Raw genomic sequence first — 23,518 nt, 5'->3', positions numbered from 1 at the left:
GCGCGGTCGCGCGGCGGGGCTCGTCGGGGCGGTCTCAGAACAGCTGGCGGCCGACCTTCTTCGGCAGGTGATCGACGGCCCACGCGGCGAGAGTGCCAGCCTCCAGGGCGCTGATCGACCCCACCGAGGCGCGCCGTCCCCAGGTCCACGCACCGTCGCCGATCCATCGTCGGGTCGCCAGTTCGGCGGCCGCGTCGAGGGCGGCGTGCGGCCGGTAGCGGAACTTCGGCTGAGGCTCGGTGGTGACCCACGAGAGGACGTTGGAGGCGGCCGCGGTGACGGCGGACGAGGTGAGCGGCAAGAGGTCCAGCTGCGCCCGCTCGGCTGCGTCGAACAGCGCGCCGGACGGGCCAACGCGGTCGATCGCGACGGGTGCGCCGAACTCGGTCGAGAGTTGCTGGAGCCTCGGGAGCACCCAGTCCGAGCCGGGCGCGTGGCCCTCGGGCACGACGCCTACGATCACGTCCCCCGCGACCCGCACGGCGACGACGATCGTCGCGTCCACGTTGTCGACCCCGACGGCCGCGCCGAACGCGATCGGTCCGTCTGGCTGGCCCGGGTCGGTGTACGCGGCGCGCTTCCAGGCGTCGAGCGGGATGGTGCGTTCCGTCGCGCCCGTGCGGCGGTTGCCGTAGGCGCGGGCGAACTCGCCAGGGCCGAGGCGCTGGAGGTTGTCGACGAGGGTCTGCATGTCGAACAGGTACCCGTAGCCCGGGTGCGCGGCAGCCACGGCGTCGAGGTCGGTCGGGTCGACGTCCGGGCCAATCCCGTAGTCGATCAGGCAGACCGTCGGGTCACCCGCTCGGGCACGCTCCAGGACCGCGTTGAGGAACGTCGAGTCCACAGTCCCCTCGGTCGATTCGATCCAGACTTGCGGCCGCTGTCCGGTGACCATCGACCGCGACCCAGCCGCACCCGCGATCGCCTGGACGAGCGCCTGCCCGTCGGTCTGCGAGAACGCCCACGCTTCGTCGATCGACGCCCGGTCGACCTGTTTCGAGTGCAGGGAATCGACCGTGGGCGGGTGCGGTCGGAATGTCGATCCATTGTAGAACCGCAATGCCTCGGAGCCATTCGACAGGCGCGGCTTTCGCGCGAGCGGAGAAATGACCGACTGCGCCCAATCGTCCTCGACCATTTCGCGCCATTTGTCCGTCGCGTGCTGCCCGGACTGCGCCGTGTACCAGGCGCGGCGGCCGCGACCCATGAGCGCATTCTGCGTGCTCGTGGCGAGGTCGAGGGTCGTTTTCCCGCACTGGCGCTGCACGGTGACCACGACGTCGGAGTAGACGAATCGGCCGGCCTCGTCGACTTCGAGAGCGACGTCCGCGGCGAGGCGCTGCCACGGGATGAACGGTTTCCCGAGTGCATCGCCGACGGCCGCGGCATGCGCGCCGTAGGTGGCGCGCTCGTGGTTACGCGGCGTCACTTGCCGTGGGACCACCGGGACGGGGGGCGCTTGCGAGGGCATCTGCGATCTTTCGTAGTTCGGGCGGGAGGTCGGAGTCGTCGGCGTCGGGGATCGCGGGGTCCAGCTGCGCCATGAGCGTCCCGAGCGTGGCGACCTCGTTCGCGACGGCGCGACCCTTCGCGTTCCCCTTCGAGATGTTCTGCGCGAGCGAGATACACATGCGAGCGAGGGCGATCCGGGAGCCGGTCAGCGGGTTTTTCTCGGCGATTTCTTTGAGGGCTTGCTTTACGGCCATTTCTTCGGGTGATTCGCCGTACTTCCCCGTGTCCAGGTCGATTCCACCGAACACTTCGGGGCTGTCAAACCCAAGGGTTGGGGCGTCCATTTTTTTCTTTCCTGGTTCGTTGGGGGAGAGAACGTCGGTGGTATCGCTGGGTGTCGTCGGACCCACGCTCAGAAAAACCGAGGCGACCGCCGACGAGCATTCGCGGGGCGCGATCGCCGAACACGAGCACGCGGTCATGCACGAGACACGAGCCCCACAGGCGCACCTCCGCGTTGGTGGCAGCCCTGGAGTCCTGCACGAGAGTCGCAGTGACGGTGTAGTCGTCGCCGTCGAACGCTCGAACGTCCGTGGTCTCGATGCGAGCAGGCATCACCACCACCCGCCCGCTGTGCTCGTGGTGCTGGTCACGGCTGCCTCCGGTTCGGTGGGGGTGGGGGTGGGGGTGGGCTGCAGGGTGGGGGGTGGGGTCTCGACCCCGGGGGTGGGTGTCTGCGCCAGGGCGGGGGCCACGAGGTCGTACCAGGTGGCCACGTGCTGCGCCATGACCTCGGGCCGCTCTGCGTCAGCGCGGGCCTGCACGATCTCGCGGCCGGGGTCGATCGTGACGATGCGGTAGCGGAGCATCCGGTACTCGGCCACGTCGGCCGGGCTCGGCATGCTGTGGATGATCCACACGCCGCACGGGACCTGGAGCCGCTTGGCGCGATGGATCGCCGTTGAGCGTGCGCCGATCGCGACGTGGCGCACGTGGGCGGGGTAGACGTGCGTCCGCTCGGGCGGGACGGGCATCAGCGCTCGAGCGATCTCGTCGAGGTCGATTGCGACGTCCATCGGGCCAGCGTGCTGCCGGACGTAGGTCGACTTGCCCGCGGCGGGCGGCCCCATGACGACGGTGATCACCGGGCCGCCCGCCATGCCCGACATGGCCTGGTTGCGCCGCCACGAGTTGCACGAGCGGCACGCGGGGCGCAGGTTGTCCATGTCGTCGGAGCCGCCCTCGTGGAACGGGATCACGTGGTCTTTGGTCGTGGCCTTGTAGGTGCACTTGGGACCCTGGAGCCAGCAGACGTCGCCGTAGACCTCGATGACGCGCCGCGTGAGGGCCGCTGAGGCGCTTCCGCCGCGCTTAGCCCCTCCCACGCTGGCCTCCGCGCTCACAGGCCCGGAGCCAGGCGTCCACGGCCCGCGGGTGGTAGCGGATCAGGCGGCCGTCCTTCACGAACGCGGGGCCGCGACCGGCTGCGCGCATCTTGCGCAGCCGGTCGGGCTTCACGTCGAGCATCTCGGCGACCTCGGCTGGGGTCATGTACTTACCCATCGGTCGCCGCCTGGTGGGCCTGTCCGGCGCGGGCGCGGAAGAGAGCGCCGTCCAACTCGTCGGCGATGTTCAGGCCGGGCCGGTCCAGATCGTCGTACACGAGCCCGGTCGACACGCCGCCGGTCAGCAGGTCGGTGCGCCAGTCGAGGACACGCTGGCCACCCTCGGGGGCGCTGGTCGTCACGACGGCAGCGAGGGCGAGGCGGCGGGTCATCGCATCTTCCAGGTCTGGTAGGCGAGCGCTGCGATGGCCAGCAGCGCCAGCACGGCGATCACGGCCGGGTCGTTGGACATGTCCCCGGCGCCCATCAGCGCATCACCGCGGCGAGGACGAGCAGCGCGGCGACGAGCGCTGCGAGGGCGACCCCGAGCACGACGAACGCGAGCGGGACGAGCAAGTCGCGGCGGCGCATCAGTCGACGCTCCAGACGACGGCGCGGGTGACGCCGCGGCCGGACGGGTCGGCCGTCTTCCAGCGTCGGCAGGGCTCGCCCTCGTAGCTGCCCGAGCGCACCCACCGGCCGGACTCCAGGGTCGGCTCGTTCACGATGTACAGGTGCAGGCGGTCCAGGGCCTCGTCGTCGGTGTCGCCGTACTCGGTCGTGAACAGGTCCAGCAGGGCCTCCAGGGCGGCGTCCACGTCGTGGGTCTTCGTGACGATGACGTCCTGCGAGTCCATCAGCTGGACGGCGACGGGCGCGGGGGTCTTGGTGGTCATGCTGTGGCCTCTCCGGTGGAGTGAAGGTCGACGACGGCCCATGCCGCGCCGAAGGTCGGGACGTGTGCGCAGCGGACCACGCACCCGTCGTGAGCGGTCAGGACTGCGAACCATCCCGGGAGCCGTCCTCCAGGCGTCCCGCCACGCTCGATCCGCCAGCGCGCTCGTGTGGTCTTGGTCTTGGTCATGCGACGCCCTCCCAGGACTGTCGGTCGAACGCCTGGCGCTCGAACTCGGCGAAGGTCAGGCGTCCGTGCCTGGCCCAGTGGTCTCGTAGCTCGTCGGACGCGTAGGCGTTCGCTCGGGCGGCTGGCCCGATGAACAGATCCCAGGCATCGACGCCCTTGGCGCGGCCGCGTGCGTTCAACAGCGCGCCGTTGGTCTCATCGACGGCCCGCTCGTAGGCGGCCGTGCGGACGGTCTCGAACTCGTCACGGAGGGCTCGCCAGGTGTCGCGGGCGAAGCCAAAGACGGCGGAGCGGGTCACGACGGCGCGTCCTCGCGTCGGGAGCCGCAGAAGTTGCAGTAGCTCGATGCGTTCCAGTCGTGCCAGCCGAGGGGCGAGTGCTTGCACTTGTCCCGGACGATCGACTCGTTCAGGCCCTTTGATGCTGCGCGCGCGTCTGTGGCTGGTTTCGTAGAACCCTGATCTTTCATCTGACGGTTCAAGGACGGTTCGGGTGACGCTGGCGTCGCCCCTCCCCCGACGTGAGCGTCAGGGGTCCCCCCGACGTGGGCGTCACCCCCCGACGCCACTGTCGGGGGGTCGAAGAGCACCACTGGAGCGGTCTCACCGTGCACGCGGTGACGGCTCGACCGGTCGCAGGTCGGCGGGCACCGGAGCAGGAACTGGTACAGGTTGGGGCGCATGTAGTCGGCCGTCATGTGCGTTCCCCCGGCGTTCACATGGCGACGAATCTCGCCCAGCCGTTGCAGTTGCTGAATCGACCGCTGCACGGTCCGCGGGGTCGTGGCGGCGTACTTGGCCAGGGTCGCGATCGATGGCCACGCGCCGCCGTCGCCGTCGTGGTTGGCGATGCCGAGCAGGACGAGCTTCACCGCACCGGTCGCACGCGAGTGGTGCAGCGCGATCGTCATGGACTCAACGGACACGGGCCAGCCCCTCGACGTCAGTCCGGTCGAACACGAACGCCCCGTTCGGGCCGTCCAGCTGGGCGAGCGGGACGAGCTTGCCGTCCCGGATGCGGCGGCTGAGGGTTGATCGGTCGATGTGCAGAATTGCGCACGCCTGAGCGGCACCGATCAGCTGGCCGGGCCAGATGATGCGGCACTCGGCCTCAACTTGGAAAGTCACAGTCGAGAGTCTGAGGCACAGAACGTTGCAAACATGGATTTGCACGGTTCGGCGTGTCGTGGCCCAGAACCGTGTTCTGATAGGTCGCCTAGGACACGCGCAACGCTCTATGCATCACGGCGCGCGCTGTGCAATGCTCAGTGCATGGCAGAACAGCAGGCAGCGCATCTCGCGCTCGAATGGGACCTAGCCGACCGGATGCGGAAGGCGCTCCGGTCCTCCGGCGTGAGCAACAACGAGATGGCCGAATACCTGGGTGTGTCGCGCAATTCGGTTAGCGCGTGGATCAACGGGACGTCTGAGCCGCGCCTCGCGCACATGCGCCTCTTCGCGCTGCGGACGGGCGCGCCGTTCGACTGGCTGACGACGGGCGTGGAAACGGAAAACGCCCCCGGTCCCGATGGCGGGACCGAGGGCGATAGCCGGTTCGGTGGTGCTGTGCGCTCGAAGGGACTCGAACCCCCAACCTTCTGATCCGTAGTCAGATGCTCTATCCATTGAGCTACGAGCGCAGGTGGCCTTGCGGCCGTGGAAGACTCTACAACAGGTGCCGCCCCGACGCCAATCGAGCCGGGCGCAGCACGACCGTCCGGCGTGTCGCCCGCTCAGAGCCCGCCGAGCTCCTCGTCGAACACCTCGGCGAGGAAGACCTCGAGCGCCTGCCACGACCGACGGTCGGCACGGGCCTGGTACTGCGCCCCGTGGTCCGGTGCGTCGGTACCGGGCACCGCGAACGCGTGCATCGCCCCGGCGTACGTGACGACCTGCCAGTCGACGTGCGGCGCGCCCCGCATCTCGTCCTGCCAGGCAGCGACCTTCTCGTCCGGCACGACGGGGTCCGACGCCCCGGTGAGGACGAGGAGCTTCGCGCGGATCGCGTCGGCGTCGGACGGGTCGTGGGCGAGCAGGTTGCCGTGGAACGACACGGCTCCGACGACGTCCGCCCCGGTACGGGCGAGCTCCAGTGCCGCCGAGCCACCGAAGCAGTAGCCCATCACGACGATGCGTGAGTGGTCCACGTCGGGGTCCGCGCGCAGCCGGTCCAGGCCAGCCTGGGTCCTCGCCCGCATGAGCGGGAGGTCCTGGTAGAACGAGCCGGCGACCTGTCCGGCGGTGTCGTCCCCCGGGCGCACTCCCTCGCCGTAGACGTCCGCACCGAACGCGACGTAGCCGAGCCGGGCGAGCATGGTCACGCGCGCCTCGACGTGCTCGTTGACACCGTGCCAGTCGTGCACGACGAGCACGGCCGGGCGAGGGCCGGCGATCGCGGCGTCCTTCGCGAGGACGCCGAGCAACGCGGTGCCCTCGTGGTCGTAGCGCACCGGCTCGACACGGATGTCGGCTCCGGCTGGTTCGGGAACGGTCTGCAGGACGTCGTCGATCGTGGTCACGTGGGGGACGTTACGCGGCGGTGCTCGTCACGCGTCGATGTTGTCCCAGGACTCGGGGCCCTCCGAACCGGCGGGGTACTCGTCGAGCGGGGTCTTCCCGTCGCGCCAGGCCTGCAGGAACGGCTCGACGACCTTCCAGCCCTGCACGGCGCTGTCGCCGCGGACGGAGAGCGTGGCGTCGCCTTCGAGGACCCCGGCGAGGACCTCGCCGTAGGCGCTCAGTCGACCGGGGTTGAACGTCGTCTCGAGCGTGGTGTGGTCGATCGTGTACGGGTCGCCGGGGCCGTTCACGTTGAGCTCGAGCTGCATCTCGTCGGGGGCGATCCAGATGCGGAGCCGGTCGGGACGCTGTGCGCCGGTGAGTCCGACGGGGACGTGCGGCGAGTCCTTGAAGGTGATGACGATCTCGCGCCGCTGCTCCGCGAGCGCCTTCCCGGAGCGCAGGGTGAACGGCACGCCGGCCCAGCGCCAGTTCGCGATCTCCAGGGTGAGCTGGGCGAGGGTCTCGGTGCCGAGCGACGGGTCCACCCCGTCCTCGTCGGCGTAGCTCGGCAGCTTCCGCTCCCCCACGGAACCCGCGGTGTAGCGGGCGCGCTTGCCGGCGGCGACGACGTCACCGCGCCACGGCCGAACGGCACGCAGCACGAGCTCCTTCTGGGTCCGGAGGTCGTCGGCGTCGATCGACGCCGGTGCCTCCATCGCGACGACGGCCATCACCTGCAGGAGGTGGCTCTGGATCATGTCGACGAGCGCGCCGGCCTTGTCGTAGTAGCGGGCACGTCCCTCCAGACCGAGGGTCTCGTCGTAGACGATGTCGACGCGCTCGACGTGCGCGCTGGACAGCAGCGGCTCCACGATGCGGTTCGCGAACCGGAGGCCGAGCAGGTTGAGGACGGTGGAGCGCCCGAGGAAGTGGTCGACGCGGTGGATGCGCTCCTCGGGCAGGAACGAGTGCAGCAGGTCGTTCAGGGCCGCGGCACTCGCCGCGTCGGTGCCGAACGGCTTCTCGAGCGCCAGGCGCGTCCCGGACGGCAGGTCGATGCCCTTGAGCACGGCGCAGCTCTTCTCGGTCACGGCGGGCGGCAGGGCGAAGTAGATCGCCGGGTCGTGCTCGCAGACACCGAGCAGCGCCTTCAGGTCGTCGGCGTCCGTGACGTCGGCCTTGCGGTACGACGAGGCCTCGATGACGTCCACGAGCCGCTTGCTCAGCCGTTCGCCACCGTCCTTCGCACCCTCGTCCTCCTTGTTCTTCGACGCCTGCGCGTTCTCGAAGGACTCTCGGACCTGCGCCTTCCAGTCGGCGTCCGAGATGTCCTCCACGCCGGCGCCGACGAGCTGGACGTCCCAGTCGGTCTTCACCTCGAGCAGGGTGGCGAGGCCCGGCAGCAGCAGGCGCTTGGACAGGTCACCGCTGGCACCGAGGATGAGCAGGGAGGTCTGGAGGCTCGACATGCCCCAGAACGTACTCATGCGTTCCGGCGCGTGGCCGGGAGACGCCGATACGGTGGGACCAGTTCGGCGCGAGGGAGCACCATGAGCAGTGGGTACGGAGGGCGACGCCTGCGCGTCGCCGTGGTCGGGACCGGCATGATCGCCGGGGTGCACGCACGGGCCGCTCGCGCGGCCGGCGCGGAGGTCCTCGGGGTGCTCGGCCGGAACCAGGCGAGGTCCGAGCAGGTGGCCGCGCAGCTCGATCTCCCCCGCGGGTACGCCTCCCTCGACGAGGTGATCGCGGACGCGCCCGACGTCGTGCACATCTGCACGCCGAACGACCAGCACCACCCGCAGGCCCTCGCCGTGATCCGTGCCGGCATCAACGTGGTGTGCGAGAAGCCCCTGGCGATCGACGCCGCCCAGGCCGCCGAGCTCGTGGACGCGGCACGGCAGGCGGGCGTCGTCGCGACGGTCCCCTTCGTGTACCGCTACCACCCGATCATCCGCGAGATCCGCGGCCGCATCGCCGACGGCGACCTCGGCCGCGTGCTCGCCGTGCACGGGCACTACCTGCAGGACTGGATGCTCGACGAGGACGCGTCGTCGTGGCGGGTCGACGCCGGGTCGGGCGGGCTCTCGCGCGCGTTCGCGGACATCGGCTCGCACTGGTGCGACCTCGTCGAGTTCGTCACGGGTGACCCGTTCGCCTCGGTCTCCGCCGCGACCGACGTCGTCTACCCCACCCGACCGGCTGCCTCGGGTCCGTCGTTCTCGGGCTCCCCCGACCCCGACCCCGTCGCGGACGCCTCGCAACGGGCCGAGGTCACGACCGAGGACACCGCGGTCGCCACCTTCCGCACCGGCACCGGTCGGATCGGCAACGTCGTCATCTCGCAGGTGTCGGCCGGGCGGAAGAACCGGCTGTGGTTCGAGATCGACGGCACCCTGGGGTCGGCGGCGTTCGACCAGGAGCAGCCCGAGTCGGCGTGGTTCGGCAACGAGCGCGGTGCGCAGATCGTCGTCCGTGACCCGGCGCTCGGCGTCCCAGACCAGCGGCGTCTGGCGCTCGTGCCGTCCGGCCACCCACAGGGCTACCTCGACGCCTTCGCCGCCTTCGTGGCAGACACCTACGCCGCGGTCCGGAGCGGGTCCGACCCCGACGGGTGGCCCGAGGGGCTGCCGACCTTCGCCGACGGAGCCCGCTCGGCACGCATCATCGACGCCGTGATCGGCAGTGCCGCCGACGGCTCGTGGAGGGAGATCCGATGAAGCTCGGGATGCTGACCGCCTGCCTGCCCGGGTGGCCGCTCGACCGCATCGCCGCGTTCGCCCAGGAGCAGGGCTACGAACGGCTCGAGGTCGGCGTGTGGCCGGGCACCGGTGGCCGGGACTTCGAGGCGGCGCACCTGCCCGTCGCCACCTTCACGGACGACGACGCCCAGGCGACGCGGGAGCTGCTCGACCGGACCGGGCTCGAGATCTCGGCGTTCGCGTACTACGAGAACAACCTGCACCAGGACCTCGCGCACCGTGCTTCCGTACACGAGCACCTCAAGCGCGCGGTCGACGCCGCGGCGATGGTCGGAGTGCCGTACGTCGGGACGTTCATCGGGCGCGACAACAGCCTGTCGGTGCGCGAGAACATGGCGCTCGGCGACCAGGTCCTGCCGGAGCTCGTCGACTACGCCGGGGAACGCGGCGTGCAGCTCATCATCGAGAACTGCGTCATGGAGGGCTGGCACCCGGACGGCTACCCGGGCAACCTCGCGTACTCCCCCGAGCTCTGGGACTGGGTCACGGGGCTCGGCTTCGGCCTGAACTGGGACCCCTCGCACCTGACCTGGATCGGCATCGACCCGCTCGAGACGATCCTGCCGTTCGCCGAGCACATCGTGCACGCGCAGGCGAAGGACCTCGAACTCTTCCCCGCGAAGCGCAACCGGTACGGGTTCTTCGGCAAGGTCGACAAGGGCGACGACCCGTGGGACATGGGGTGGTGGCGCTTCCGGGTACCCGGTCGCGGCGTCGTGGACTGGCCGCACGTGGTCGACCGGCTGTACGAGGCGGGCTTCGACGGCACGCTGAGCGTCGAGCACGAGGACCCGCTCTGGGGCGGTACCGACGACAAGGTCCTCGAGGGGCTGCGGATCGCACACCGGACCCTACGGCCGCTCATCGCGGTCGAACGAGCACCGGAGCGGTGACCGCCGTGTTGCGTGTGTGAACAACACGTGACGTGTTGCGGCATGCACTGGCGCGCCGGCTGTGCGCTTTCATAGGTTCTTGAGCGATGAACGCTCACACCTCCCCGCGCCGACGACGGCGCCTCGTCGGCAGCGCAGCACTCGCCACCGCCGGCGTGCTCGTCGCCCTGTCCGTCCCGTCCGCCGCCCTCGCCGCCGAGGGCGACACCACCATCGACATCCTCGACGTGAACGACTTCCACGGCCGCATCGAGTCCGAGGGCACCGCCGCCGACAAGGCAGCCGGCGCCGCGAAGCTCGCCGGCGTCGTGCAGTCCTACCGCGAGGCCAACCCGAACACCATCTTCGCGAGCGTCGGCGACAACGTCGGCGCCTCGACGTTCACCTCGCTCATCCAGCAGGACGCGCCGACGATCGACGCCCTGAACGCCATGCACCTCGACGTGAGCGCGATCGGCAACCACGAGCTCGACAAGGGCCAGAGCGACCTGACCGGTCGCATCGAGGACCGCGCCGACTGGCCCTACCTCTCGGCGAACATCGTCGACGAGGGCACCACGACGCCCGCGTTCGAGCCGTACCGGGTCATCGAGAAGGGCGGTGTGCGGGTCGGCTTCATCGGTGCGACCACCGAGGACCTCATCCCCGGCCTCGTCAGCCCCGGCGGTGTCGAGGGCCTCGCGATGGCCCCGATCGTCAGCCAGGTGAACCGCTACGCCGAGCAGCTGACGGACGGCAAGACCGAGAACGACGAGGCCGACGTCCTCGTCCTGCTCGTGCACGAAGGTGCGACGACGAGCGCGATCGCCGACGCCACCGGCACGGGCGCGTTCGGCAAGATCACGTCCGGTGTCTCGTCGAGGGTCTCCGCGATCGTCTCCGCGCACACCCACGCGACGTACAACCACTCGATCGCCGGCCCGGACGGCACGAAGCGTCCGGTGATCCAGACCGGGTCGTACGGCGTGAACTACGGCCACCTGCGCCTCACGGTCGGTGCGGACAAGAAGCTGACCGGCATCACCTCCGAGGTGAAGTCGATCAACGCGGAGACGAGGGTCCCCGCCGACCAGACGTCGGTGGACGCCGTCACCGGGATCGTCACCGCGGCGAAGGCCGTGGCCGACGTGAAGGGCGGCGAGAAGCTCGGTGAGATCACCGGCGACCTGCGCCGCGCCGTCCAGTCCGACCGCACCACGGAGAACCGCGGTGGCGAGTCGGCGCTCGGCAACTACATCGCCGAGGTCCAGCGTGCCGCGACCGAACGGAACGGCTCGCAGGTCGCCTTCATGAACCCGGGCGGCCTCCGCACCGACATGCTCTACGCGTCGAGCGGAGCGGGCGACCCAGACGGCACCGTCACCTACAAGGAGGCCGCACTCGTCCAGCCGTTCGCGAACACCCTCGTCACCGAGGACATGACCGGCGCGCAGATCAAGGCCGCACTCGAGCAGCAGTGGCAGCCCGACGGCCTCGAGCGACCGTTCCTGAAGCTCGGCGTCTCGAACGGCTTCGCGTACACCTACGACCCGTCGAAGGGTCGCGGCGAGCGCATCACGGCGATGACCCTCGACGGCGAGCCGATCGCCCTCACCGACGTCCTCAAGGTCACGGTGAACTCGTTCCTGTCGACGGGTGGCGACAACTTCGCCGCCTTCGCCACCGGCGCGAACAAGGCCGACTCGGGCCAGGTGGACCTGCAGGCGCAGGTCGACTACTTCACCACCACGCCGAAGGTCACCCCGCCGACCGACCAGCGAGCAGTCGGTGTGACGGTCACCCCGACCCCCGAGGGCGGCTTCCGGCCGGGTGACGAGGTCTCGGTGCGGCTCTCCTCGCTCGTGTTCTCGAGCGACGACCCCGCGAAGGCCGGCACGGTCTCGATCGCAGCAGGTGACGGCGAGCCGCTCGCCACTGACGACGTCGACCCGACCGTGATCGACAAGACCGACGAGCAGGGCACCGCGACGCTGACCTTCCGGGTGCCGGGAGCGACGACGAACCCGGTCGCCGCAGCCGCACGTGCCTTCGCCACGACGACCCTCGCCGCCGCGGTCACACCGGCCGCCACGACGGACGAGCCGCTCGTCGTCTCGCTGCCGAACGGGCAGACGATCACACTCGCGGTGACGATCCCCGTCGCCGCGGTCGTCGACCCGACCGACCCCACGGACCCGGGCACGCCGGGTGCGGGCACGCCCGGCTCGGGCGGCGGCACCGGTGGTTCCACGGGCGTCGACACCGACGGAGACGGCGTCGTCGACGGGTCGGTCCCGGCGAACGCCGGCGGAGCCCTCGCCTACACGGGCGCGGACATCGCAGCACCGGCCATCGCGGCGGGCGTCCTGCTCCTCGCGGGGCTCGTGGCTCTGGTGCTCGTGCGCCGGAACCGCGCACGTCGCGACGCGGCGGTCCCGACGGACTGAACCCGCGCCTCCAGGCAGGGAACGGGCCGTCTCACCATGGTGGGACGGCCCGTTCTCGTCCGCCCAGGAGGCACGGCGCCGGTCCGCCGGGTCGGCGCGCGTCCGCAGGTGGTCGGCGAGCCTGTCCCATCACGGTACTTCCCTGCGGTTCCGGCGATCCGCGGGGTACGCTCTGCCTGTCGCATCGCGACGCGTCGCGCTGGGTCGCCTCTCAACCCGGACGGTGGTTCCGCCCGGGGGACTCCGCGACGCGGGTGCTCTCCGTCTCCAGGGAAACGACGGAGGGCACCCACTCAACGCCTCGGCGACGCCTCAGCGGAAGAGCTGCTCGCCGATGTAGGAGCCCTTGCGGGGCGCGGGCGGCACGGCGAAGACCGCGGACCCGATGTGCGAGATGTACTCGTTCAGGCGGTCCGAGGCGCCGAGCTTCCGCTGGAGCGTCGTGAAGTGCTCCGGGTCGTTCATGTACGCCGTGAAGAGCAGTCCCGCGTCGAGCTGCCCGTACTGGTTCAGGCCGTCCGTGTAGTTGTACGGACGCCGGAGGATCTTCACGCCGCCGTTCGCCTCGTGCGCCGCGAGCGCGATGTGCGACGTCGGGTCGATCTTCGTCTCGCCACCCTTGTGCACGGCATCGAAGTCCGGGGTGGTGTGCTCGGAGCCGCCGGAGAGCGGTGCACCCTCGATCTTCGTCCGACCGAACACCCGCTGCTGGTCGCTGACGACGTCGGCGTCCCAGATCTCGATGTTCATCCGGATCTTCCGGGCCACCTGGTACGTTCCGCCGCGCATCCAGTCCGCGCCGTCGCCGGCGTCGTCGATCCACACGAAGCGGTCGTAGTCCTCGTCGGTCGTGATGTTGCGGGTGCCGTCCTTGAAGCCCATGAGGTTCCGGGGCGTCGACTGGTTCGGCCCCGCCGATGCCCGCCCGAAGCCGAGGACGGTCCACCGCACGGTCGCGGTCCCCCGTGCCATCCGGGCGAGGTCCCGGACGGCGTGGTACGCCACCTGCGGGTCGTCGGCGCAGGCCTGCAGGGAGAGGTCGCCGCCCGTGAGGCCCTCGTCGAGGTTGTCGCTCGGCAGCGTCGGGATCGCGGCGAGGTGCGCTGGCTTCTTCGTCGCGAGGCCGAAGCGCTCGTCGAAGATCCCGGGGCCGAGTCCGACGGTCACGGTGAGGGACGCGGGGCCGAGGTCGAGCGCCTCCCCCGTGTCCGCACCGACGCCGTCGCCGTGCGCGGGTTCGACGCTGCCGACGGTCTTGCCCGCCTGCAGCTGCGCGATCGACGCCGACCAGCGGGCGAGCAGCACCTGCAGGTCGGTCGCCACGCTCGACGACATGTCGAACGTCATGAACACGCAGTACCGCTGGGGTGCGGTTCGCACACCGCCCTGGGGTTGCCGGGCGGCGGTCGCGTAGAAGGGATGGCTCTGCGACAGGTCGATCGACTCGTCGCCGTTCGTCGCCGCGGTGAACGGGTTCACCCCGGTCGCGGCGGTGGCTCCGGCGATCCCGGCCACCGCCCCGACGCCGGCGCCGGCTGCGGCGACACCCGCGCCGAACAGCCCGCGCCGGGAGACGGGTGGGGTCGTCACGCGGTGGCGACCTTCTCGGCGAGGCGGGACAGCGGGTCCTGCAGGGCCTGGACCTGTTGCGAGATCTTGTTCGCGTCGGAGGCCTTGGTCGCCGCGTCCCACGTGTCGAACCCTCCGAGGTCGTCCGCGTTGCGGTACTCGTCCATGAGCGTGTTCGTCGCGTCGAACTGCTTCGCGATCTGCTTGGTCAGCGTCGGGTCGAGCTTCGTCAGACCCGGCTTGAGGTACGCGAACGCCTGACGGGCACCCTCGACGTTCGCGGCGAGGTCGACGAGGTCGATGTGGCTGTACGCCTCTTCCTCGCCGGTGACCTTGTTCGACTGGACCTCCTCGAGCAGACCGGCGGCACCGTTCGCCAGGTCCTCCGGCTTGTAGTCGAGCGTCGGCACGAGCTTCGCGAGCAACTCGACGTTCTCCGTGAGCGACGCCGCGGTCTTCTTCGTCGTGTCCGTGATCGCACCGGCCTGGAACAGGTCCCTCTCGACCGCGTGGAACCCGCTCCACCCGACGGCGTCGTCGAGGTTCGACGCGCGCATGTCGATGAGGTAGTCGAGGTTGCCGGCGTTGTCGGTGGCCTTGAAGCCCTTCTTGACGAAGCCGTCGACGTCGCTCTCGACGTGCTCGTAGAACGGACGGGCGTTCGCGTAGTCGGTCTTCGCGGCGGCGAGGTCGCCCTTGTCGACGTCGGCCTGCAGCTGCTTCACGGCCGTGACCATGTCGGTGACCTGGCCGTCGACGTACTCCGCGTAGCCCTTGGTGCCCTCGTCGAGCAGGGTCGCGGCGCTGCTGTTCGCCGTCGAGGTCACCTTGCCGGTGACGGTGAAGTCGGTGAGCTCCTGCTCGGCTCCGGGACAGTACACCTGGTACTTCCCGCCGGTGAGCGTCGCGGTGAACCGCACCGCGTCGAGGCCGGGCGCGAGGTTCTCCTTCTCGCCGAGGATGCGCTGGTCCTGCAGCAGCTCGACCTCGGTGATGGCGGTCGACGACTCGTTCTTCACGGTGAACGTGACCGGGCCAGCGGGGACCTTCGTCTCGGAGACGGCGCATTTGTCGGATCCGTCGTTCGTCAGCGTGACGGAGACCCGGGAGACCTTGCCGGAGCTGCTCGCGTCGTCGCTCGCCGACGTCGACGAGTTCGCGCAACCGGTGAGGGCGAGGGCGGTGACGACGCCGAGGGCGCCGAGGGTGATCAGGGGGCGGGCTGTCCTAGCGGAGGGCATACTCGGTGCTCCTTGTGGGGTCGTCCGCGGGTGGGCCGCGCGACGGGTCGGGTTCGGGGGTGGTGGTCGTGGGCTCGGGCCGGCGGCGTCGTTCGCGCAGCGCGAGCAGTGCCTGTGCAGCGGCGGCGACGCCGAGGGCGATCGGCAGCCAGGCCTTCCAGAGCAGCAGCTCGGCACTGCGGGTGTCCCCGGCCGCCACGGCGGCGGCGGATCGCTGGACGGTCGCGGTCGGGACGGACCACACGGTCCGGTCGAGCGTCGTGGTGCGAGCGGACGGGAGGCCCCCACCGCTCAGCGCGAGCACGGTGCGTTCCGCGCGGGTCGCGTCCAGGACCCCACCCCGGACGGTCCACAGGCTCACGGTGTCGCGGACGGACCAGCGCGCCGAGAACGGCCCGGGGTTCGTGCTCGGTGAGATCCCGACGGGGACGCGACCGAACAGGTCGACGAGGTCGTCGAGCGTGAGGGTGGCCGGCCGCTCTGCGGCCGTGGCGTCCTCGGTCAGCCGCCAGCGGTCCGCGGTCACGCCCGCGCGGGTGACGCGACGGTGGGCCGACGCCGGCAAGGCGATCCGCGCCTCCTGTCCGCTGCCCGTGGTGCGGAGGATGCCGGTCGCACCGTCGACGGAAGCCGTGACGGACGTGGCGTCGCCGGTGACGGCGGTGGTGTGCGCCAGATCCGCACCACCGGTCGGCACGGCGATCGCGAGCGCAGCAGCCGCGACGGCGAGGACACCCGCGATGCCGAACCGCACGGCGGGGACGCGGGCGCGGGACGGACGCCAGGCGCGGGGCCACAGCGAGATCGCGAGGACCGGGACGACGTAGAGGACCCAACCGAGCACCTCGATGACGCGCGGGTCCGGCGGGATGCCGAGGACGCCGGTGACGAGGGCGCCCTGCACGGAGCCGTTCGGAGCGAGCCAGCTGAGGTCGACGGTGCGCTGCTGCCCGATGACGATCCAGCCGGCCTCGTGCGCCCGACGGAGCACGGTCAGCACGAGGCCGCCCGCGACGAACACGAGGAAGACCCCGGTGCCGGTGAAGAACTTCGACAGGTTCAGCCGGACACCGCCGGTGTAGATCCCGTACCCGATGACGACGGCGCCCGCGATGCCGATGACCGCGCCGAGCGCCGCGAGCCCGGTGTCCGACGACGCCTGGAACGTCGCGAGCAGGAAGACGGCGGTCTCGAAGCCCTCCTTGAGGACGGCCAGGAAGGCCATGCCGGCGAGGGCCCACGCGGTGCCGCGGCCGAGGGCTTCCGTCGCGCTGGCTTCGAGTTCCTTCGTCAGGGTCCGCGCGTGCGCGCGCATCCACACGATCATGCCCGTGACGAAGACCACTGCGACGATGCCGATGATCGCCTCCATGCCCTCCTGCTGCGCCTGCGGCAGGGCCTGCTCGACGACCTGCAGGCCGAAGCCGACCGCGACGCTGAGCACGATGGCCACCCCGACGCCGAGCCACATGGGGGCGAGCGGGACACGGTTGCGACGGAGGAACGCGGCGATGATGCCGACGATGAGCGTCGCTTCGAGGCCTTCACGGAGGCCGATGACGAGGGTGGCGAGCATGACGAAGGTGAGGCTAACCTAACCGCGGTCCGACCCGCCACTCCCCGCGGGTGATGTTTGATGGTTCTCATGAACCTGCTGTCCGTCGACGGCCTCGCGTCGGTCACCAACGTGCTCGACCTGGCGGGTGTCTTCGCGTCCGCGTTGCTCGGCGGATCGCTCGCGCGCACCATGGACTTCGACCTGTTCGGGTTCCTGGTCGTTGGGTTCGTCTCCGGGCTCGGCGGCGGCATGCTCCGCGACACCCTGCTGCAGAACGGGCCGCCGGTCGCACTCGTCGACCCGCTCTACGTGCCCGTCGCGATCGCGGGCGCGCTCATCGCGTTCCTCGTGTCGTTCTCCGAGCTGACCTGGGACCGGCTGTTCACCGTGCTCGACGCCGCCGTGATCGGGTTCTGGTCGGTGGTCGGCGTCCAACGCACCTTCGACGCCGGACTCGACTGGCCCGCGGCGATCATCATGGGCACCATCACGGCGGTGGGCGGCGGTGCGATGCGGGACCTCATGCTCCGCCGTGTCCCCGCGGTGTTCGGCGGCAACGCGCTCTACGCCACCGTGGCCGTCGCCGCGTCGGCGGTGATGGTGATCGCATCGCACTTCGGATCGCCGTCCATCGGGATCGTCGCCGCCATCGTGCTGTCGCTCGTCCTGCGGTGGGGCGCCGTCCGGTGGGGCTGGGGCCTGCCGAACGGCCGCGACTGGCAGCCGAAGTCAACGCTCGGCTCGCTCCTGCAGCGCGGCCGGAAGCTCCGCCCCGACGCGATCCGGCTGCTGCGTCGACCGGGTCGGCGATCCGGTGCGGGGAGCGTGCACCACGAGAACGAATCGGGCGTCGACACCTCCGGCGATTGAGGGATGTCATCTGTCGGTACTCGGGCGTACGATCAGTACCGCCGGGTATCGACTCGGCACACGTCGTCCGTTCCCGCACCGACGCGACCCGAACGCGGCGGTTCGAACGGACGTGTGGATGGGGGCTTCGCTGATGCCGCGCGGGATCAGACGCGCGGCGCGGCAGGTCTCCGACCACAGCACGCCTGCACCAGAATGGCCGTGACCCACCACCACGCCAGCCCGACGAAGCCGGACCCGACGGACCGCAGCGGGCCCCGTCGAACCAGGAACCGATGAGCGACGACGCTTCCGTCCCCGCCTCCCCCAGCCCGCGCACCCCCCGGGCCGAGGTCCGCGAGCGCCTGCTGGCCGCCGGAGCCGCGGTCTTCGCCGAGCAGGGCGTGCACGAGGCCCGGCTCGACGACGTCGCCGCGCACGCCGGGTTCAGCAAGGGCGCCGTCTACTCGAACTTCTCCTCGAAGGAGGACCTCCTCGCGCAGGTGATGCAGCGTGCGACGAACCTGGTCCTCGGATCGCTCCGGGAGCTCGTCCGCGCGGACATCGCCGCCGTCGACATCGGGGACGTCGTCCGGGCCGCGTTCGGACGGCACGACCAGGGGCCGCAGTTCGCCCTGCTGTCGGAGTTCCGCGGCTACGCGATCCGGCACCCGGAGTTCCTGCCCGAGTTCGTCCGACAGCGCCGCGAGCTGCAGGACGGTGTGCTCGAACTCGTCGAGCTGTGGTTCGGGGCGCACCCGGAGATCGACCCCGGGATGCCGCTCGAGGACTTCGCCACGGTGCTCATCGGCGCGAACGTGGGCATCGTGTTCGACGCCGAGGCCCTGCCCGTGGTGAACCCGGGCGAGGTCGTCGCGGCTCTCGTCGAGGCGGTCATCCGCCGGCGCTGACGCGGGCGCGGGCGCGGCGCGCGCCGCGCGCGGCGCGCTGTCCGCAGTGTGCGAGGTTTCGTGCACTGTGGGACCCTGCGGGCCTCGCACCATGCACGGAACCTCGCACACTACGTGCGCGCGGCGGCGCCACGCCGCGACGCGGGCGCGGGCGCGGCGCGCTACGCCGTGCGTCGCGTGCGACGGCCCTCGTGCGACCACGCCGACGACGGCAGCAGGCTCGGCGGGAGCACACGCGACCGCACCACCCGTGCGCCCGAGACCGACGCGTCGAGGGCGACCCGTGCCTCCTGGACGGCGACGAGCAGCCCATCGACGTCCACCGCCGCCGCGCCTCCGGCAGCGAAGCGCTCCCGGTCGACCGCGTCCACCACGGCATCGAGGTGCGGGAGCACCGCGACCGGCAACGACGGCCGGAGGCGACCGAGCACAGCACGCGCCGTCCGGGCAGCGGCAGCTGCGTCACCCGGCGGTGCGAGCCCCGGCGCGTACCCGTGGTCGGCGACGTCGTCGAGGACCTCGCGCCAGGCGTTCACCGCCGGCGCACGCCCGGATCGGACCGCCCCCAGCCGGGAGCGTCGGCGGACCGCCCGCACCACCGAGGGTGAGACGAGGAGTGCGAGCGCCAGCACGATGCCGACCGCCAACCCGAGCGGCCCGTTGCCGCCACCGGTCGAGCTCGCTGCACCCGGTGCTGCGGAGGCTGTGGGCGTCGGTGTCGCCGAGGACTCCGCCGGAGCCGACTGTCCCGGCGCCGGCAGCGGCGTCTCCGGAGCCGCCGCCGAGGGCGTCGACGTGGCCTCGGTCGAGGACTGCGCGGCCTGGTCGGAGTCCGGGGTCGGCTCGAACGCCACCCACCCGGCGCCCTTGATGTACAGCTCGGGCCACGAGTGCAGCTGCCGGTTCGACACCGTGTACTCGCCGTCCGCCTGGGTCGTCCCGGCCCGGTACCCGACCGCGATGCGCGAGGGGATCCCGAGCGTGCGGGCCATGACCGCCATCGCGGAGGAGAAGTGCACGCAGTAGCCCTCGCGGACCTGCAGGAACTTCGCGACGACGTCCATGCTGTCGCCGTCGTAGCCCTGCTCGACGGGTGCCGTCTCGGAGTACGTGAACAGGTCGCTGCGGAACCACTGCTCGAGCGCACGTGCTTCCTGGTAGTCGGACCCCGCGCTGCCGGCCACGCGCTGGGCCGTGCTGGCGATGGACTTCGGCAGGTCGTCCGGGAGCGCCCGGTCCGTGCGGAGCTGGTTCGCCGAGGGGGTCGCGTACCCACGGCCGTCGGCACGGCCGAGCAGACCGGACTCGGCGATGGCGTCGAGGTACTCCCCAGACCACGTCGAGGCGCCGTAGACCTCGTAGGTGGAGCCGCGCGGTGTCGCCGGCCCCGTGGACCGGACCGTGCTGGACTCCCCCATCCACCGCCACTGCGACAGGTCGAGGTTCGTCGACCGGGACTCGATCGAGACCGCGCCCGACGGCACCGGCAGGTAGTTGCTGGACAGGCCCGTGATGCGCACCGTGACGTCACCGCGAGTCGACAGTCGCGGGTTCACGCCGACCGCCCACTGCTGCTGGTCGGCGGTGTCGGACTTGCTGGCGTCGGTGGTCGTCGGCACCCAGTCGCCGGTCCCGAACTCGTCGAGATCGGCGAGCTTGAGGTACTCAGGCTGCCCGTCGGACGAGCGGTACCGGAACACCTCGAGTTCGTTCGGCTGCCGCAGGTCCTTGCCGAGGTTGAGCAGCGTGCCGGGACGTCCGGGCTGCACGGGTGACTGGATCGCCCCGGTCACACCGGACAGCCAGCTGGCGTTCAGCGGGACGATCGCGGGCAGCCCCACGGCGACGACGAGTCCGATGGCGCCGACGACCGCGGCAGGCAGTGCCCGCTGGACCGGCCGGACCGAGAGCCACAGCAGTGCGAGGAACGCGATCGCGGTGGCGATGACGAGCCCCGGTGCGGCCGGGGCCCCCGTGACGATGCCCGGCACGATGAGGATGACGAGCGCGGGGACCGCCGCGAGCGCCGCGGTCGGGGCGACGGCGGCGAGGAACAGGGACACCCCGGCGACCCACCCGATAGCGACGGTCACGATGAGCCGGATGGAGTCGGTCTGCGGCAGGGGCGCGGGGTTCAGGCGGATGGCCGCGAGGGTCTCGCCGAGGGCGCCGTCCTTGTCGAGCCACCCGAGCGGCTGGACGTCGTTGACGACCGCAGCCGCGCACGAGCAGACGACGAGCGCGGCGACGAGGGCCACGAACCGCACGCCGGGCGCGCGGCGACGGACGGCGAGCATCGTGCCGACCAACACGGCGACGACGAGGATGCCGGACACCCACCAGGCCACGCCCTGCACGAGCGGACGCATCGCGAGGGCCGCGATGAGGACGGGCACGGGGGCGAGCGCGACCACCCAGGGGTTCGGGGAGTCGGGACGGTCCTCGCGCGCGGGTGCGCGGCCGGCGTCCGAGCGGGACGACGACGGCGGGGCGGACGGCCGGGTCGAGACGCCGCTCACCGCAGGCTCCCGGGCGCGTGTGCGCCGGCGACCGGGACGACGAGCGTGCGCCAGCCCGCTCGGTCGAGGATGCCGCGCACCACCGGGTCCGGCGGCACGATGGTCGCCAGGATGCCGCGGCTCGACCCGGTCGTCGCGGAGACGAGCTCCGCTGCCTGCTCGGCCGTGCAGTGTCCGGTGACGACCGCCGTCATGCCGTGGACGTCGCGGCCGCGCACGTCGGGCAGCACCTCGGTGACCTCGCGCGCATCGGAGCGGACCCGCACGTCGGCGAGCCCGACCAGCACGTCGGTCAGGCCACCGGCGTCGCCCGCGTGCCGGGTGCTGCCGGCGGGCCCGTCGCTGACGAGCAGCACGCGGGACGTCCGGGCGGCGAGGGCCCGCGCCACGCTGGCGGCCACGACGACCGCGTGCTCGAAGGCCGCGTCCCCGCCGAGGTCGGAGAGCTCGGCGAGGTCGTCCCGCCCGAGCCGCTGGTACGACTCGCGACGGACGTCGAGGGCGATGACGGCCTCCGGCGGCTGGGCCTGCGTGGTCTGCCGGACGTGGAGCTCCCCGCGCCGGGCACTCTGGGCCCAGTGCACGCGACGGATCGGGTCGCCCGGTCGGTACGGCCGCAGCTCACTGTCGTCCGCCGACCCGCCCTGGCCGACACGGCCCTCGTCCGCGGACACGGCACCGGCGAGCGCGCCCGTCTCGATCGCACCGAGCGGAGTCGTCGCCGGCACGACCACGACCTCTTCCGCTGCGACGACCGGGCGGTCGATGCGGAGCAGGCCGAACGGGTCCTCGACCCGGATGGTCACGGGACCGACGAGGCTCCGGCCGCGGTGCATCGCCAGGGCCTCGACGTCGAGGACGGCCGGCGGCACGTTCGGTCCGACGGCCGCGTACGTCTCGGCGCTGGACACGCTCGCGAGGCCGTCGTCGAGCTGTTCCCGCACGAGCAGCGTCGACCGCGGACCGATCGGCAGGCTCGTGCCGCGGAGCGTGATGCGCTCCCGGTAGACCTCGCCCACCTGGACGATCGCGCGCGCCGTTCCCCGGCTGCCGCGCAGCGGAGCGGCCACGACGAATGCCATCACGATGCCGAGCACGACGAGGACGAGCAGGAGCAGCCCGGCCGACACCGCCACGCTCGTGGTGCCGACGAGGCCGCCACCGACGAGTCCGATGCCGACCGCGATGACGGTCCAGCCGCGTGCCGTCGGCCGCGGGAACGGGGTCCGCCGCAGCAGTGCGAGCCCCCGACGGCCGTACCGCGCCGCCGTCGACCGTGCGGCACCGGCACGCAGGGCGAACGACGACGGTGCCGAGGGACCGGACATCAGGAGCGGACGGGCGTGGCCGTGAACGGCACGGCGGTGTCGGACACGATGCGGACCACGATCTCGCGGACGGTGTCGTCGCCGGTGCCGCCGAGACCCCGGGCGACCGGGACGAGTCGGTGGGCGAGGATCACCGGCGCGAGTGCCGCGACGTCGTCCGGGGTCACGAACGGTCGGCCGAGCAGCGCCGCGTGCGCACGAGCCGCCGACGCGAGGTGCAGCGTCGCACGGGGACTCGCGCCGAGGACGATGTCCGGGTGCGTGCGGGTGGCCCGGACGATCGCGACGATGTACGCCTCGACGTCGGGGGCGATGTGCACCGTGCGCACGGACTGGATGAGGGCGCGGAGGGTCTCGACGTCGACGATCGGCCGGAGGTGCGCCAGCGGGTCGCCACCGCCCCGGTTCGTCAGCATCTGCCGTTCGGCGTCGGCGCTCGGGTACCCCATGGTCAGGCGCGCCATGAAGCGGTCGCGCTGGGCTTCCGGCAGGGGGTACGTGCCCTCCATGTCGATGGGGTTCTGCGTCGCCACGATCATGAACGGGCTGTCGAGCTTGCGGGTGACGCCGTCGACCGTGACCTGGGCCTCGGCCATCGCCTCGAGCAGGGCGGACTGGGTCTTCGGGCTGGTGCGGTTGATCTCGTCGCCGATGACGACGTTCGCGAAGACCGGACCCGACGAGAACCGGAACGTGCCGGAGGACTGGTCGAAGATGTTCACGCCCGTGACGTCCGACGGCAGCATGTCCGACGTGAACTGGATGCGGTTCACGGACCCGCCGACCGAGGCGCCGAGCGCCTTCGCGAGGACCGTCTTGCCGACACCGGGGACGTCCTCGACGAGCAGGTGGCCCTCGGCCAGCATCACCGTCAGGGCCGTGCGGATCGCCTCGGTCTTGCCGTCGACGACGGTGGAGACGGCCGCGGTGATGTCGTCGCCGACGTCCCGGATGCGGTCGATCGGGAAGGCAGGGTCGGTCGGTTCCGGCACGCAGGCCTCCTCGTCTCGGGACAGGTGTCGTGCATGCTACAACGGCCC

23 protein-coding genes and 1 tRNA gene are annotated in these 23,518 nt (G+C 71.4%); 6 read left to right on the top strand and 18 right to left on the bottom strand.

The window, feature by feature from the left end; translation table 11 throughout:
* Window positions 1–34 precede the first annotated feature (34 nt).
* From ABIC61_RS00180 to ABIC61_RS00140, 9 genes are all read right to left on the bottom strand, one after another.
* Window positions 35–1,429: a terminase large subunit domain-containing protein gene (locus ABIC61_RS00180; RefSeq protein WP_354028338.1), complete on the bottom strand. Its 1,395-nt coding sequence runs from the start codon at window positions 1,427–1,429 to the stop codon at window positions 35–37.
* Window positions 1,416–1,796, bottom strand: a complete 381-nt coding sequence (locus ABIC61_RS00175; protein ID WP_354028337.1) for a hypothetical protein — start codon at window positions 1,794–1,796, stop codon at window positions 1,416–1,418. Before ABIC61_RS00175 ends, ABIC61_RS00180 begins: the two co-directional genes overlap by 14 nt.
* A gap of 270 nt (window positions 1,797–2,066) precedes the next feature.
* Window positions 2,067–2,837 carry an HNH endonuclease gene (locus ABIC61_RS00170; RefSeq protein ID WP_354028336.1) on the bottom strand — a complete coding sequence of 257 codons (771 nt, stop codon included), beginning with the start codon at window positions 2,835–2,837 and terminating at the stop codon, window positions 2,067–2,069.
* Window positions 2,824–3,003, bottom strand: a complete 180-nt coding sequence (locus ABIC61_RS00165) for a helix-turn-helix domain-containing protein (RefSeq protein WP_354028335.1) — start codon at window positions 3,001–3,003, stop codon at window positions 2,824–2,826. The genes ABIC61_RS00170 and ABIC61_RS00165 overlap by 14 nt, the downstream gene beginning before the upstream one ends.
* 4 nt (window positions 3,004–3,007) lie before the next feature.
* Window positions 3,008–3,229 carry a hypothetical protein gene (locus tag ABIC61_RS00160; RefSeq protein WP_354028334.1) on the bottom strand — a complete coding sequence of 74 codons (222 nt, stop codon included), beginning with the start codon at window positions 3,227–3,229 and terminating at the stop codon, window positions 3,008–3,010.
* Window positions 3,230–3,427: 198 nt separating this feature from the next.
* Complete coding sequence (locus ABIC61_RS00155; protein ID WP_354028333.1) at window positions 3,428–3,733, bottom strand: hypothetical protein; 306 nt, start codon at window positions 3,731–3,733, stop codon at window positions 3,428–3,430.
* Between the two features lie 184 nt (window positions 3,734–3,917).
* Window positions 3,918–4,220 (bottom strand): hypothetical protein, encoded by a 303-nt coding sequence (locus tag ABIC61_RS00150; protein ID WP_354028332.1) that lies wholly within the window; start codon window positions 4,218–4,220, stop codon window positions 3,918–3,920.
* The gene (locus tag ABIC61_RS00145; protein WP_354028331.1) at window positions 4,217–4,831 is read right to left on the bottom strand and encodes a helix-turn-helix domain-containing protein; all 615 of its coding nucleotides are present in this window, start codon (window positions 4,829–4,831) and stop codon (window positions 4,217–4,219) included. The genes ABIC61_RS00150 and ABIC61_RS00145 overlap by 4 nt, the downstream gene beginning before the upstream one ends.
* 4 nt (window positions 4,832–4,835) lie before the next feature.
* Window positions 4,836–5,048: a MerR family transcriptional regulator gene (locus ABIC61_RS00140; protein ID WP_354028330.1), complete on the bottom strand. Its 213-nt coding sequence runs from the start codon at window positions 5,046–5,048 to the stop codon at window positions 4,836–4,838.
* Window positions 5,049–5,192: 144 nt separating this feature from the next.
* Here ABIC61_RS00140 and ABIC61_RS00135 point away from each other — a divergent pair, with 144 nt between their 5' ends.
* Entirely contained in the window at window positions 5,193–5,522 is a 330-nt protein-coding gene (locus ABIC61_RS00135; protein WP_354028329.1) for a helix-turn-helix domain-containing protein, read from the top strand.
* Here ABIC61_RS00135 and ABIC61_RS00130 read toward each other — a convergent pair.
* The 3 genes from ABIC61_RS00130 to ABIC61_RS00120 form a co-directional block, all read right to left on the bottom strand.
* A tRNA-Arg gene (locus ABIC61_RS00130) sits at window positions 5,488–5,560 on the bottom strand. The two genes, ABIC61_RS00135 and ABIC61_RS00130, sit on opposite strands and share 35 nt — an antisense overlap.
* 93 nt (window positions 5,561–5,653) lie before the next feature.
* Window positions 5,654–6,439, bottom strand: coding sequence for a dienelactone hydrolase family protein (locus ABIC61_RS00125; RefSeq protein WP_079236839.1), 786 nt, complete (start codon window positions 6,437–6,439; stop codon window positions 5,654–5,656).
* 27 nt (window positions 6,440–6,466) lie between these two features.
* Window positions 6,467–7,891, bottom strand: coding sequence for a glucose-6-phosphate dehydrogenase (locus ABIC61_RS00120; RefSeq protein ID WP_354028328.1), 1,425 nt, complete (start codon window positions 7,889–7,891; stop codon window positions 6,467–6,469).
* Between the two features lie 81 nt (window positions 7,892–7,972).
* On the opposite strand from ABIC61_RS00120, the gene ABIC61_RS00115 reads away from it, so the two are divergent.
* From ABIC61_RS00115 to ABIC61_RS00105, 3 genes are all read left to right on the top strand, one after another.
* The gene (locus tag ABIC61_RS00115) at window positions 7,973–9,142 is read left to right on the top strand and encodes a Gfo/Idh/MocA family protein (protein ID WP_144751374.1); all 1,170 of its coding nucleotides are present in this window, start codon (window positions 7,973–7,975) and stop codon (window positions 9,140–9,142) included.
* The gene (locus ABIC61_RS00110; RefSeq protein WP_354028327.1) at window positions 9,139–10,077 is read left to right on the top strand and encodes a sugar phosphate isomerase/epimerase family protein; all 939 of its coding nucleotides are present in this window, start codon (window positions 9,139–9,141) and stop codon (window positions 10,075–10,077) included. The genes ABIC61_RS00115 and ABIC61_RS00110 overlap by 4 nt, the downstream gene beginning before the upstream one ends.
* An 86-nt stretch (window positions 10,078–10,163) precedes the next feature.
* The gene (locus ABIC61_RS00105) at window positions 10,164–12,503 is read left to right on the top strand and encodes a bifunctional metallophosphatase/5'-nucleotidase (RefSeq protein ID WP_354028326.1); all 2,340 of its coding nucleotides are present in this window, start codon (window positions 10,164–10,166) and stop codon (window positions 12,501–12,503) included.
* Between the two features lie 312 nt (window positions 12,504–12,815).
* On the opposite strand, the gene efeB is transcribed toward ABIC61_RS00105, so the two are convergent.
* The 3 genes from efeB to efeU are packed head-to-tail and all read right to left on the bottom strand — an operon-like array spanning window position 12,816 to window position 16,889.
* Window positions 12,816–14,093 carry an iron uptake transporter deferrochelatase/peroxidase subunit gene (efeB, locus tag ABIC61_RS00100; protein ID WP_354028325.1) on the bottom strand — a complete coding sequence of 426 codons (1,278 nt, stop codon included), beginning with the start codon at window positions 14,091–14,093 and terminating at the stop codon, window positions 12,816–12,818.
* Window positions 14,090–15,313 (bottom strand): iron uptake system protein EfeO, encoded by a 1,224-nt coding sequence (efeO, locus tag ABIC61_RS00095; RefSeq protein ID WP_354028324.1) that lies wholly within the window; start codon window positions 15,311–15,313, stop codon window positions 14,090–14,092. The genes efeB and efeO overlap by 4 nt, the downstream gene beginning before the upstream one ends.
* Window positions 15,300–16,889, bottom strand: coding sequence for an iron uptake transporter permease EfeU (gene efeU / locus ABIC61_RS00090; RefSeq protein ID WP_354028323.1), 1,590 nt, complete (start codon window positions 16,887–16,889; stop codon window positions 15,300–15,302). The genes efeO and efeU overlap by 14 nt, the downstream gene beginning before the upstream one ends.
* 69 nt (window positions 16,890–16,958) lie before the next feature.
* Here efeU and ABIC61_RS00085 point away from each other — a divergent pair, with 69 nt between their 5' ends.
* Window positions 16,959–17,741, top strand: a complete 783-nt coding sequence (locus tag ABIC61_RS00085; protein WP_354028322.1) for a trimeric intracellular cation channel family protein — start codon at window positions 16,959–16,961, stop codon at window positions 17,739–17,741.
* A gap of 275 nt (window positions 17,742–18,016) precedes the next feature.
* Complete coding sequence (locus ABIC61_RS00080; RefSeq protein WP_354028321.1) at window positions 18,017–18,631, top strand: TetR/AcrR family transcriptional regulator; 615 nt, start codon at window positions 18,017–18,019, stop codon at window positions 18,629–18,631.
* Window positions 18,632–18,792: 161 nt separating this feature from the next.
* Here the strand turns inward: ABIC61_RS00080 and ABIC61_RS00075 are convergent, their stop codons facing one another.
* Genes ABIC61_RS00075 through ABIC61_RS00065 form a run of 3 tightly spaced genes read right to left on the bottom strand, consistent with a single transcriptional unit; the run spans window position 18,793 to window position 23,470 of the window.
* Window positions 18,793–21,150, bottom strand: a complete 2,358-nt coding sequence (locus tag ABIC61_RS00075; RefSeq protein ID WP_354028320.1) for a transglutaminase TgpA family protein — start codon at window positions 21,148–21,150, stop codon at window positions 18,793–18,795.
* Complete coding sequence (locus tag ABIC61_RS00070; protein WP_354028319.1) at window positions 21,147–22,478, bottom strand: DUF58 domain-containing protein; 1,332 nt, start codon at window positions 22,476–22,478, stop codon at window positions 21,147–21,149. The genes ABIC61_RS00075 and ABIC61_RS00070 overlap by 4 nt, the downstream gene beginning before the upstream one ends.
* Window positions 22,478–23,470: an AAA family ATPase gene (locus tag ABIC61_RS00065; protein ID WP_354028318.1), complete on the bottom strand. Its 993-nt coding sequence runs from the start codon at window positions 23,468–23,470 to the stop codon at window positions 22,478–22,480. The genes ABIC61_RS00070 and ABIC61_RS00065 overlap by 1 nt, the downstream gene beginning before the upstream one ends.
* Between the last annotated feature and the right edge of the window lie 48 nt (window positions 23,471–23,518).

Source organism: Curtobacterium sp. 1544 (assembly GCF_040544915.1).
GTDB lineage: Bacteria > Actinomycetota > Actinomycetes > Actinomycetales > Microbacteriaceae > Curtobacterium > Curtobacterium pusillum_C.
This window is presented reverse-complemented; position numbering and strand designations above follow the sequence as displayed.

Coding starts and splice junctions, on each gene's coding strand:
- ABIC61_RS00175 (WP_354028337.1), bottom strand. CDS start 1,796: ATGGACGCCCCAACCCTTGGGTTTGACAGCCCCGAAGTGTTCGGTGGA.
- ABIC61_RS00165 (WP_354028335.1), bottom strand. CDS start 3,003: ATGACCCCAGCCGAGGTCGCCGAGATGCTCGACGTGAAGCCCGACCGG.
- ABIC61_RS00160 (WP_354028334.1), bottom strand. CDS start 3,229: ATGACCCGCCGCCTCGCCCTCGCTGCCGTCGTGACGACCAGCGCCCCC.
- ABIC61_RS00155 (WP_354028333.1), bottom strand. CDS start 3,733: ATGACCACCAAGACCCCCGCGCCCGTCGCCGTCCAGCTGATGGACTCG.
- ABIC61_RS00145 (WP_354028331.1), bottom strand. CDS start 4,831: ATGACGATCGCGCTGCACCACTCGCGTGCGACCGGTGCGGTGAAGCTC.
- ABIC61_RS00135 (WP_354028329.1), top strand. CDS start 5,193: ATGGCAGAACAGCAGGCAGCGCATCTCGCGCTCGAATGGGACCTAGCC.
- ABIC61_RS00120 (WP_354028328.1), bottom strand. CDS start 7,891: ATGTCGAGCCTCCAGACCTCCCTGCTCATCCTCGGTGCCAGCGGTGAC.
- ABIC61_RS00115 (WP_144751374.1), top strand. CDS start 7,973: ATGAGCAGTGGGTACGGAGGGCGACGCCTGCGCGTCGCCGTGGTCGGG.
- ABIC61_RS00110 (WP_354028327.1), top strand. CDS start 9,139: ATGAAGCTCGGGATGCTGACCGCCTGCCTGCCCGGGTGGCCGCTCGAC.
- ABIC61_RS00105 (WP_354028326.1), top strand. CDS start 10,164: ATGAACGCTCACACCTCCCCGCGCCGACGACGGCGCCTCGTCGGCAGC.
- efeO (WP_354028324.1), bottom strand. CDS start 15,313: ATGCCCTCCGCTAGGACAGCCCGCCCCCTGATCACCCTCGGCGCCCTC.
- efeU (WP_354028323.1), bottom strand. CDS start 16,889: ATGCTCGCCACCCTCGTCATCGGCCTCCGTGAAGGCCTCGAAGCGACG.
- ABIC61_RS00085 (WP_354028322.1), top strand. CDS start 16,959: ATGAACCTGCTGTCCGTCGACGGCCTCGCGTCGGTCACCAACGTGCTC.
- ABIC61_RS00080 (WP_354028321.1), top strand. CDS start 18,017: ATGAGCGACGACGCTTCCGTCCCCGCCTCCCCCAGCCCGCGCACCCCC.
- ABIC61_RS00070 (WP_354028319.1), bottom strand. CDS start 22,478: ATGTCCGGTCCCTCGGCACCGTCGTCGTTCGCCCTGCGTGCCGGTGCC.